Here is a 10,368-nt window from a genome sequence, read left to right on the forward strand (position 1 = left end):
GACCAGTTCGTCGCAGACCTCCTGTCCGATGGCGTTACGCCGCTCGGGCCGGGACCAGGTCACCGTCGCCACCGGGCCGTCGGCCACCGAGGCGACGAACCGGCTCTCAGGCCGGCCCTCGGGCGCGGTCAGGGCGTTCACGCCTGGGACGAGGCGGGCAGGAACGCCTCGCCCCGGTCGTTCTCCAGCGCGAAGTGACATCGCGCGTGGTCACCACCCGGGACCTCGACCCACGGGACCTGACCGGCCGTGCAGATCTGCTCGGCGCGGGGGCAGCGCGGGGCGAACCGGCATCCCGTCCAGTCCTCGGTGATCCTGGGAGCGGCCCCGTCGATCGCCTTGATCTCGCCGCCGTCCCAGCTCGGGATGGCCGCCAGCAGGGCCCGCGTGTAGGGGTGCCGGGGACGGTGGACGACGTCCTTCGCCGTGCCCATCTCCACGATCTGACCGGCGTACATCACCGCTATCCGGTTACAGATCTCGCTCGCCAGCATGAGGTCGTGAGTCACGAACACCGTGCCCATCCCGGATCCGGCCGTCAGCGAGCCGAGCAGGCCGACGACCTCCGCCTGGGTGGTCACATCCAGCGCCGAGGTGCACTCGTCGGTGATCAGCACCTCCGGCTCCGTGACCACCGCGAGTGCGATGGCGATCCGCTGGCGCATTCCCCCGGAGAGCTGATGGGGGAAGGAGTCGAGCACCCGATCCACCTCGGTGAAGCCCATCCGGCTGATCACATGAGCGATCCGCGCGTCCCGTTCCTCGGCAGAGAGTTTCGGCAGGTGGGTGCGGACCACCTCACGGAGCTGGCGCCGTACCCTCATCAGGGGGTTGAGCGAGGACGACGCCCCCTGGAAGACCATTCCGACATGACGTCCGCGGACCTTGTCGACGTTCTGCCTTCCCGGCGCCTGGACCTGCTCACCCAGCACGACGACCTCGCCTGAGGCCACCGAGACATTGCGGTCCAGCAAGCCCAGGACGCTCCGCACCGTGGTCGTCTTGCCGCTGCCCGACTCCCCGATGAGACCGAGGATCTCTCCCCCTTCGAGGGTCAGGTCCACGGCGTCCACCAGCACCTGCGTGCCTCGGGCGGTCGCCGCCTCAATGGTGAGATCACGGAGTTCGAGAACCGTACCCATGTCAGTACCTCCGCTTCTTCGGGTCGAGCCAGGAGCGCATGGCGTCACCGAGCAGGTTCACCAGCAGTACGACGATCGTGATCGCCAGGCCGGGGAAGGCCGCGACCCACCAGGCGTGCGAGAGCTGGTCGCGCCCGTCCGCGAGCATCGCGCCCCAGCTGATCTGCGGTGACACCACGCCCAGGCCCAGGAAGCTGAGCGCGCTCTCCGCCAGGATCACCGTTCCTATCTGCAGGGTGGTGAGGACGAGAACGGTGCCGGCGAGGTTGGGCAGCATGTGCCGGAGCAGGATCCGCAGGGTCGGCACACCGGCGCAGCGCAGGCCGAGTACGAACGGACGCTCCCGTAGCGACAGCGTCTCGGCGCGGACCACCCGGGCGTACTGCGCCCAGCCGATCAGAGCCAGTACGAGGATCAGAACGGCGAGAGAACGTCCGCGGCTGGCGATGATCGCGATGGCCAGCAGGATGAACGGCAGGGCGAGCTGCGCCTCGACGAACCGGGAGATCACCGCGTCGGCCGCTCCCCGGTAGAACCCGCTCACCAGTCCGGCCAGCGTGCCGGGGATGGCCCCGGCCAGCATGCCGACGATCGCGATGACGAAGGTGAGCTGGCCGCCGTGGACGATCCGGGACAGGACGTCACGCCCGAGGTGATCGGTGCCCAGCGGATGCGACCAGTTGCCGCCGTCCATCCAGACCGGCGGCTGGAGCGCGTCTCCGAGTGTCTGCAGCGCCGGGTCCGGCAGCGGCAGCAGCGGTGCGGCGAGGCAGATGAGACCGATCACCGCCAACGGCAGCCCGAAGGCCAGCACGGAGCCCGTACCGCGGGCCCGCACCGCCGAGGGCTTCCGCGTGGTCCGCGGGGACTTCTGGATCGTGTTGATCGTGGTCATGCGACACCGTCCCGAATTCGCGGGTCCAGGACGCCGTAGAGGAGGTCGACGATCAGGTTCACGACCACGAACACCGCGGCTCCGAAGACCACGATCGCCTGGATCAGGGAGAAGTCCCTCGTCTGAACCGCCTGGGTGGCAAGGGTGCCGAGTCCGGGCCAGGCGAAGACGAACTCGACCGTGATCGCCCCGGAGAGCAGGGTTCCCGCCTGAAGGGCGATGATCGTGATCACCGGGAGCGAGGCGTTCTGGAGGGCGTGGATCAGCACGATCCGCCACCGGGGAATGCCACGGGCCTGGGCGGCGGAGAGAAACGCCTCGCCCAGTACCTCGGACATGCTCGATCTGGTGAGCCGCGCGATCTGTGCCATCGGTAACGTGGACAGTGTCACGGCGGGCAGGATCAGCGAGCTGAACCCGGTGGACTGCCCGGCGGGTAGCCAGCCGAGGCTCACCGCGAACAGCAGGATCAGCATCAGACCGAGCCAGAACAGCGGGATCGACTGGCCTATCAGCGCCACGGCCGAGGCCAGCCGGTCCGCCAGCCGGCCTTCCCGCAGCGCGGCCCAGATACCCAGGGGCACGCCGAAGAGCACTGCGATGAACATCGCGGCCGCCGCCAGCTGGATCGACGCCGGCAGCCGGCTCTGGATGAGCTCCAGGTTGCTGGAGCCGTATCGGAGCGAGTCACCCAGGTTCCCGGTCACGAGGTCCCCCAGAAAGTGGAGGTACTGGACGGAGAGCGGCCGGTCAAGGCCGAGCTGGGCGTTGAGCTGGGCGACCTGCTCGGCGCTGGCGAGATCACCGAGCATCTCCCTCACCGGGTTGCCGGTACCACGGGCGAGGAAGAAGGCGACGGACACCGCGATGATCAGGGTGGCGATACCCTGCACCGCCTTGCCCGCGAGGAACCTAATCACGTCGGCCTCTCAAAGAACGGGGGTGGGAGATCGATGACCGTCACCGGGGATCGAGTCGTCTGACACATGGGCCTGCTCCGCCGGGTTCACCGTCTGCCTGCCGGGAATCGCCGCCAGTAGCCTGCGGGTGTACTCGTGCGCGGGATGGTCGAAGACCTCCGCGGTGGCTCCGTGCTCGACGACCTGGCCGCGCAGCATCACGTGCACCTGATCGCAGACGGCGCGCACCACGGCGAGGTCGTGACTGATGAACAGGATCGCCAGTCCCTCGGTGCGACGCAGCTCCAGGAGCAGCCGGAGGATCTGCGCCTGGACCGACACGTCGAGAGCCGACGTCGGTTCGTCGGCGAGCAGCAGGCTCGGGCGGAGCAGCAGAGCGCGGGCGATCGAGACTCGCTGCGCCTGGCCACCACTCATCTGGTGAGGCAGCCTGTCGAGCAGGTCGGCGGTCAACCCGACCTTGGCGAGCAGTTCCTCGTCCGTCACCCAGGCGGTCCGCGCGGAATGGATGCCGCGCAGCTCCCGCAGCCCACGACGCACGCTCTGGCGGGGGTCGAGAGAGCCGTGCGGATCCTGCAGGATCACCTGGATCTCCGCCCTGGCGCTCCGCGAGAGCCGCTTGCCGATCTCGATGCCGGAGACCGTGACCTTACCGGTGGAGATCTTCCCCAGGCCGGCGACCGCCATCGCCAGCGAGGTCTTCCCCGATCCCGACTCGCCGACGACTCCGACGATCTCGCCGGCCCCGACGCCGAGTGAGACGTCGTCGACCGCGACGACGGGATGGCCTCTGCGACCCCGAGCGCGGTGCACGACGGACAGGCGGTCGACGTCGAGTATGCGTCGTTCCTCAGTCATCCGGACCTCCCTTGACGGACAGCGCCTGTGACAGAAAACGGTTCCCCGAGGAGGTGAGAACCCGATGGTGAGCGCGGGCACCGACTCCCGACGGCCATGGAATCGCCACTCCGGCTCAGGTCGGTGATCTCAAACTCACGGTATGGATAACGGCCGGTCGGTATGTTCACCGTAGTGAAGCCGATCTGGACGGTCAAGACATTCCTTATACAAGAAGACATATGTCCCATCAATCACTTACTCATCAGTCGATCGTGGGACGAAGTCGTACAGTGGATCGTCTGCGGCTGGGCGCCCGAACGGGAGTCTGCCAATCTCCTTCCCAGGAGGGCGCGGTGGCCGGATCCACTCGCGACCGGTCAAAGACCAGGGTTCGAGCCAGAATCCCCCACCGGCCGCTCCGCCACGCGAAGGTGGGGGTCCTCCGCCGTTTCGGCGGAAGACCCCCGGTGCCCCGAATCAGCTGTCAAGCGTGACCTCGTACATCGAGGGGACCGCGTCGAGCGCGGACTTGAACCCCTTGACCTTGTCGGTCATGCCGTAGGAGATCACCTGGTCGTAGAGCACCGCGTTGCAGGCGTCGGAGTCCAGGACCTTCTTCTCGACCCGGTCGTAGACCTGGTCACTCGCCTCCTGCTCCTTCGCCGAGAGCGCCTCCGCGGTGAGAGCGTCGTAGCCCGCCGGGTCGGTGCAGTACTTCACCGCCGCGTTCTTCCCGGTGAAGAAGGCGATGAACGAGTCCGGGTGGGCGAAGACGGGGAAGTTCTGCACCATGTACATCGAGTAGTTCCCGGTGTTGCGCTCCTTGCGGAGCGCGGCGTTCTCCATCGGAACCTGCTCGACCTGGAAGCCCACCGCCTCCAGCATCGCCGAGACCGCCTCGCCGACCTGCTTGTCCTTCGGGTAGAAACCCGTCGTGTACAGGTACCGGAGCCTGGGCGTCCCACCACTGGCCCCGACCAGTGCCTTCGCCTTGGCCTGGTCGTACTTCTGGTAGCCGATCTCGGGCTTCTCCGGAAGCAGGTCGCCGATGAAGTAGGGCGACTTCCGTGCCCCGACGTCTCCGAAGAGCGTCTTGACGATGGCGTCGTAGTCGATCGCCGCCTGCACGGCCTTCCGAAGGTTCGGATCCTTCAGCGTGCCGTCATTCGAGTTCATGCTGAGCGCCATCTTGTAAAGGGACGGCGCGGAGAGAACATTGGTGCCGGGTGCGCTGTCGACTTCCTCGATGAGCTCGTTCGGAAGGTCGGAGACCAGGTCGGCGCCACCGCTCTGCAGCAGTGCGGCGCGGGTGGACGCGTCCGCGGCCCACGAGTAGGTGATTCCCTCCAGCTTGGGCGCACCTCGCCAGTAATCCTTGAACGCCTTGACCGAGAATTTCTGGCCGGCCTGGAGCGAATCGAACTCAAAGGGCCCGGTACCGATCGGCTTGTTCCCGAAATTGTCCCCGGTCACCTCCGCGTAGTACTTCGGCGGCAGGCCCATCGCGGTGGTCAGCACCTTCGGCATCGCGATGTAGGGAACGTTCGTCGTCACCAGCAGCGAGCCATCCGATTCGGCCTTCACGTCCGTGACTCGCGCGTAGTACGGGGCGAAACCGCTTTTCGGCTCGTCCCGATACTTTTCGATGGTGAAAGCGGCCGCTGTAGCGTTCCACTCCTCACCATTGTGGAACTTCACACCCTCCCGGACCTTGAATCGCCACTCGGTCGGCGAGACCCGTTCCCAGGAGGTGAGCAGACCGGAGTCGTTCGGCTCCAGCGTCTCCTTGTCGAAACCGACCAACGGGTCGAATACCGGCCCCACGATGCGCAGGGTGCTGTAGAGCGCGAGTGCCGGGTTGAAAGTAGCCGGCTCCGCCGGGAGCACCACTCTCAGTGGGTGCGCGCCGGAGGCGGAACCGCCGGTCGCCTGACCAGAGCTGGTCCCCGCTGAACTCGAACACGCGGTCAACATGATGACCGCCATGGACAGGACTGACAGTAGACGTACCTGCCGTGTACAACGCCGAAGAGATCGCATGGCGCTCCTGTAGAACGACTCGCTGGGCCGCCGAGTTCGTCGCCCGCCTCCCACAGGGTGACGTCATGACCGCCCTCGCGGGCCAGAGCCGCGAGTTCCATGCCGGCAGGTCCACCGCCGACGACGAGCAGGGTGCGGGGACGGGGTGTCTTCGGCCAGGGGCCCTCGACCTCGTGGCTCGTCCGGGGGTTCACGGCGCACCCGAAGCCGAGCCCCTCGACGTAGCGACGGCTGATGCACTCGTTGCCGCCGACACACGGGCGGATGTCCGGGAGGCGGCCCTCGCGTGCCTTCAGGAGCAGCTCCCCGTCGGCGATGTGGGCCCGCGCCATGCCGACGACGTCCGCGTGTCCTGCCGCGAGCACCTGCTCGGCCACCTCCGGGCTGTTGATCCTGCCCGTGTGGATGACGGGGAGCGAGATGCTCCGCTTGAGCTCTCCGGCCAGCTCGGACCACTGCGCGGGATCGAAGTACGTCGGCTGGATGTAGCTCGGGTTGCCCCAGGGCGACCCGATGACCCCGTGGACGTAGTCGATGAGGCCGGTCGACTCGAAGTACTGGGCCAGCTCGACTCCGCCGCCGACGTCGTAACCGCCGGGCACCTCCTCCCGGATGTTGAGCCGGATCCCGAGAGTCATGGAGGTGCCGATGACCGCGCGGATCGCCTGCATGGTCTCGACGGCGAACCGAGCACGGTTCTCCAGCGATCCGCCGTACTTGTCCTCGCGCCGGTTCGTGAGCGGGGAGAGGAACCACTCGTGGACGTCGTCATGGTTGAGGTGGAGCTCGACGCCGTCGGCGCGCCCGTCCATGGAGAGCTTGGCGGAGTAGGCGTACTCCTCGACGAAGGCGTCGATGTCGTCCTGGTCCATGACGTGCGGCATGAGGTTGATGACCGGCGAGCTCATCACGTGTGAGGCGCCGTGTGGCATGCCGCCCTGGTGCACCATCTGGACCGTGACCGTCGCGCCGTTCGAGTGCATCGTGTCGCAGAACTGCTGGACCCGATCGACGAAGAACGGGAGGCGGAAGAATCCCGTCGTCGCCGCCCCGACCCCCGTCGGTTCGAATCCCGGGATCAGGGTGTTCCTCACATGGGTCGACAGGCTGCCGACCCAGGCGACGCCTTCGTTGCGGACGCGCTGCTCGAAGTAGGCGATGTTGCGGGCCGCGTCGTCATCGGTGCCGTAGATGTTCCCGATCGCCGAGGCGTGAGGCGGGAGCATCACGCGGTTGCGCAGCCGCATCGTCCCCACCTGCAGGGGGGAGAAGAGGTGCGGAAAGGCGGGCGGCGAGTGCAGCTCTGCTGCTGTGGTCATCGAGAGTCCTCCGGCGGCGGAAACAACTTCATGTCAGGCTCTCTTTAAGGATAACAATGTTCATGATAAGTAGGAATGGAGAGCGGTGCTCGCCTTGTGGCCGAGAGGCGTGGACGGGATGTGCCGCCGGACGGGGCAGGGCGGATCCTGGTCGCCGGGTGAGCCCGTACGTCGGCCGGGGATTCGCCGGCGTGTCCGGGGCGTGCCGGCTGCCGGTCCTCCGTCCGGTTGCCGATGGCCACAGACTGCCAACCGTCTGTTTGAAAAGGCGTGCCGCGTCTGTTGCCTCGCCGTGGCGGCATGTGATCTGATGCATATTATTCGCCGGAATGTAAGGCGATTCAGTGGCACCTCAGCCGACTTCATCGGGATCCGCTTCGGCCATCGGGTGCGGGGCGAGGGATTCCTCGACGTGTACCGGGACCATATCCGCCGACCCATCCTGGTCGGTCGACACTTCATCTCCAGCGTGCGTGCCGAACCTGGATCAAACGGCATGATTCAGACCGGCGCCTACTTCCAGGCGGTGTTTCACGAACGCGGCAGGACGCGACTCCAGACGGGGCGCTACCGGGACGTGTGCGTCGAGACCCCCTCGGGCCTGCGCATCGCGCACAAGCGGATCGAGGTCGACTCCACCGTCCTGCTGCCACAGCGGGAGTAGCGCCGTGCCGCCGGCTTCCGGTCGGCGCTGAGAAGTGTCCGTGGTGTTCAGCCGGACCGGGTTCGGACGCTCGGCGGCGTTGCGGCGCGCATGGCCGCCGGCGCCCAGTCCTCGCGATCGGGAAACGTGGCGCTGCGGCACCGGAAGATCACACGTGAGCCTATCCGCCGATGGTGGAGGCGTTCCGGTCGCTTCGGAAGTCGGGCTTGCGCTTTTCGAGGAACGCCTGGGCACCCTCGAGCATGTCCTCACTGCCGATCGCCTGGATCAGCATCCCGAGTCCGGAGTTCATGTTGTCCTTGGAATGGTTCCACCACTGGTTCGAGCTGATCTTGGTGATCTCGAGATAGCGCGGGCTCAGCCGGTGGATCTCGGCAAGCCATCGCTCGACGGCGTCATCGAGCCCGTCGTCACCGACGACCTCGTTGACCAGGCCGATGGCCAGCGCCTGCTCGGCCGTGTAACGCCGGCAGAGCATCGCCATCTCCTTCGCCCGCTTCTCCCCGATCTGCACGGCGAGCAGGTTGGTGGCACCAAGCACCGGAGCCGAGCCGACCCTTGGGCCGGTCTGCCCGAAAGTGGAGCGAGAGGTGGCGATCGCGAAGTCACAGGCAACGACGAGTTCGTTGCCGCCACCGGCGGCCGCTCCGTCGACGGCGGCGATCACCGGCCGGGGACAGGCGCGGATCGCGTCGACGAGCCGTAGTGAGGTGGTGAACAGCGCGCGCAGCTGCTGGGGGTCCGGCTCACCGAGCTGGTTCAGTGCGCCACCGGCGCAGAATGAGCCCCCGCTTCCGGTGATCACCACGGCGTCGGCCTCACCGGCGTCCTCAACCGCTGCGATCATGGCCCTCGCCATGTCGAGGTCATAGGCGTTGCGACGCTCAGGCCGGTTGATCCGGATCCAGACCGCCGAACCGCGCTGTTCCACTTCGATGGCAGACATCGCGCCCCCTTCGTGTCACGCCCGTGCCGGGCAGGTGGTCAAGGCTGATAGAAAATCAATCTATGATTATCAATCTAACCTAATATCGGCCTTGTGCTCAAGGATCCTGCGGCGGCGCCGCATGAACTCAACGCCGATCCGGTGGTTCCGGCACGGTGAGCTCCGACGCCACGAGAGCGGGAGATGTTTCGGTGCGAGGGGGAGAGCAAGGAGGCGCACGACGGTCTTGCGCCCGGGTGCGGAGAGTCGAGGACGCCGGAGCCGCGAGAACATCGTTACATGTTGTTCCACACGATCGGTGCGGCGAGCACCTCGGGGAACTTGCGCTCGGCGTACTTGACGTATGCGTCGATGTGCTCGGCCATCGCCTCGGAGGAGGCGGCCGGGTCGTGCGAGGCGATGGCCTCGTAGATCTTCAGGTGTGCCTTGTGCACCGCGGACCGGCGTACTTCCGGGTAATCGATGCCGATCGCCGAGCCGTCGAGGATCCCGAGCAGCGCGTCGACGATGTAGCCGAACATGGCGTTGCCCGAGCCGTGGGCGATGATGTCGTGGAAGCGCTTGTTCTCGTCCAGGAAGACGGCCTCGTCGTCCAGGTGCTCGTGCATGTTGTCGACGCTGGACTTCAGATCCGCAAGTCGCTCGTCGCTCATCCGCTCCGCGGCGAGCCGCGCCATCATCGGCTCGAGGCCGGTGCGCGCCTCGGCGATCGTGCGAAATGGTGCGTTCGAGAACTGCAGCAGCAGCGTGAGCGCCGTGGCCAGGCTGGTGGCGTCGGGCTGCTGGACGATGGGGCCACCGCCCGGCCCTGGTTTGAGCAAGATGACGCCCTGAAGTTCGAGGAAGCGCAGGGACTCGCGGAGTGTGCCACGGCCCACGTCGTACTCGTCGAGCATGACGCGCTCGGGAGGTAGGCGGTCGCCCACGGTGTTACCGCGCCGGTTGATGTCGGCGACGATCCGCTGGGCGACCAGCATCGCGGTCTTCTGTGGGCGTAGCGGGGCGGATGACATGGTGAGAACCTCCAGGCCGGCAGCCGTGATGTGATCATCGACGGCAAAAAGTGGAAAATGATAATCACCGATTATATGCGGCTTGGCGGTAGGTGGTCAGGATCCGCTCGCCGGGCGGGTGGTCAACCCTTGCCCGGCTCGCCGGAGACCTCTTCCGTCGGCCGTTCACCCGCCCGGACCCCGGTGTACACCAGGGCGGGCGGCACGTTGCGCCAGATCGGGCCCAGGCTTTCGACGGTGGTGAACGTGTCCTCCATGAGGCCGCGGAAGTGCCGGAAGCGCTGTAGCGGCAGCACGGTCAGCGTCGTGACGGTGCTGAAGGTGCCGCCGGGGATGAGCGAGGCCGAGATCTCCTCCAGGATGCGCCTCTGCCGCGCCTCCTCGAACAGCGTCCAGGGAAGGGAGGAGACGATCGCGTCGGCGTGGGACAGACCGGCCTGCCTCAGCAGCTTGCCCAGGTCCCCCGCGTCAGCGGCGATCACCTCAAGCCAGGGCCTGCTGCGTCGCAGATGGCTCACCATGCCCTCGTTGACCTCCACGGTTTCCGCGCCGTAGCTAACGCATTAAGCGCCCCGCCTGGGGAGTACGG

Annotated in this window: 10 protein-coding genes; 1 reads left to right on the forward strand and 9 read right to left on the reverse strand. The window is 66.8% G+C overall.

Annotated elements, in window-relative coordinates:
• Window positions 1-137: 137 nt before the first annotated feature.
• The 6 genes from ABZ260_RS37600 to ABZ260_RS37625 all read right to left on the reverse strand — a co-directional run bounded on the left by ABZ260_RS37600 (window position 138) and on the right by ABZ260_RS37625 (window position 7,156).
• On the reverse strand, window positions 138-1,142 hold the full coding sequence (locus ABZ260_RS37600) for an ABC transporter ATP-binding protein (RefSeq protein ID WP_355627045.1): 1,005 nt from the start codon (window positions 1,140-1,142) through the stop codon (window positions 138-140).
• A gap of 1 nt (window position 1,143) precedes the next feature.
• Complete coding sequence (locus ABZ260_RS37605; RefSeq protein WP_355627046.1) at window positions 1,144-2,037, reverse strand: ABC transporter permease; 894 nt, start codon at window positions 2,035-2,037, stop codon at window positions 1,144-1,146.
• Window positions 2,034-2,957, reverse strand: a complete 924-nt coding sequence (locus ABZ260_RS37610) for an ABC transporter permease (protein WP_350929866.1) — start codon at window positions 2,955-2,957, stop codon at window positions 2,034-2,036. The genes ABZ260_RS37605 and ABZ260_RS37610 overlap by 4 nt, the downstream gene beginning before the upstream one ends.
• A 9-nt stretch (window positions 2,958-2,966) precedes the next feature.
• Window positions 2,967-3,815 (reverse strand): ATP-binding cassette domain-containing protein, encoded by an 849-nt coding sequence (locus ABZ260_RS37615; RefSeq protein WP_355627048.1) that lies wholly within the window; start codon window positions 3,813-3,815, stop codon window positions 2,967-2,969.
• Window positions 3,816-4,274: 459 nt separating this feature from the next.
• Window positions 4,275-5,684 (reverse strand): ABC transporter substrate-binding protein, encoded by a 1,410-nt coding sequence (locus ABZ260_RS37620; protein WP_355627050.1) that lies wholly within the window; start codon window positions 5,682-5,684, stop codon window positions 4,275-4,277.
• Window positions 5,685-5,764: 80 nt separating this feature from the next.
• A complete protein-coding gene (locus ABZ260_RS37625; RefSeq protein WP_355627052.1) occupies window positions 5,765-7,156 on the reverse strand; it encodes an NAD(P)-binding protein in 1,392 nt (463 codons plus the stop codon).
• A 496-nt stretch (window positions 7,157-7,652) separates the two neighbouring features.
• Between ABZ260_RS37625 and ABZ260_RS37630 the strand changes: the two genes are divergently transcribed.
• On the forward strand, window positions 7,653-7,820 hold the full coding sequence (locus ABZ260_RS37630; RefSeq protein ID WP_355627054.1) for a hypothetical protein: 168 nt from the start codon (window positions 7,653-7,655) through the stop codon (window positions 7,818-7,820).
• Window positions 7,821-7,980: 160 nt separating this feature from the next.
• On the opposite strand, the gene ABZ260_RS37635 is transcribed toward ABZ260_RS37630, so the two are convergent.
• The 3 genes from ABZ260_RS37635 to ABZ260_RS37645 all read right to left on the reverse strand — a co-directional run bounded on the left by ABZ260_RS37635 (window position 7,981) and on the right by ABZ260_RS37645 (window position 10,318).
• A complete protein-coding gene (locus ABZ260_RS37635) occupies window positions 7,981-8,766 on the reverse strand; it encodes an enoyl-CoA hydratase/isomerase family protein (RefSeq protein ID WP_355567546.1) in 786 nt (261 codons plus the stop codon).
• Window positions 8,767-9,041: 275 nt separating this feature from the next.
• Window positions 9,042-9,779, reverse strand: coding sequence for an FCD domain-containing protein (locus ABZ260_RS37640; protein ID WP_355627056.1), 738 nt, complete (start codon window positions 9,777-9,779; stop codon window positions 9,042-9,044).
• Between the two features lie 122 nt (window positions 9,780-9,901).
• Complete coding sequence (locus ABZ260_RS37645; RefSeq protein ID WP_355627058.1) at window positions 9,902-10,318, reverse strand: hypothetical protein; 417 nt, start codon at window positions 10,316-10,318, stop codon at window positions 9,902-9,904.
• Window positions 10,319-10,368 lie beyond the last annotated feature (50 nt).

It is taken from the genome of Streptosporangium sp. NPDC006013 (assembly GCF_040614275.1).
GTDB lineage: Bacteria > Actinomycetota > Actinomycetes > Streptosporangiales > Streptosporangiaceae > Streptosporangium.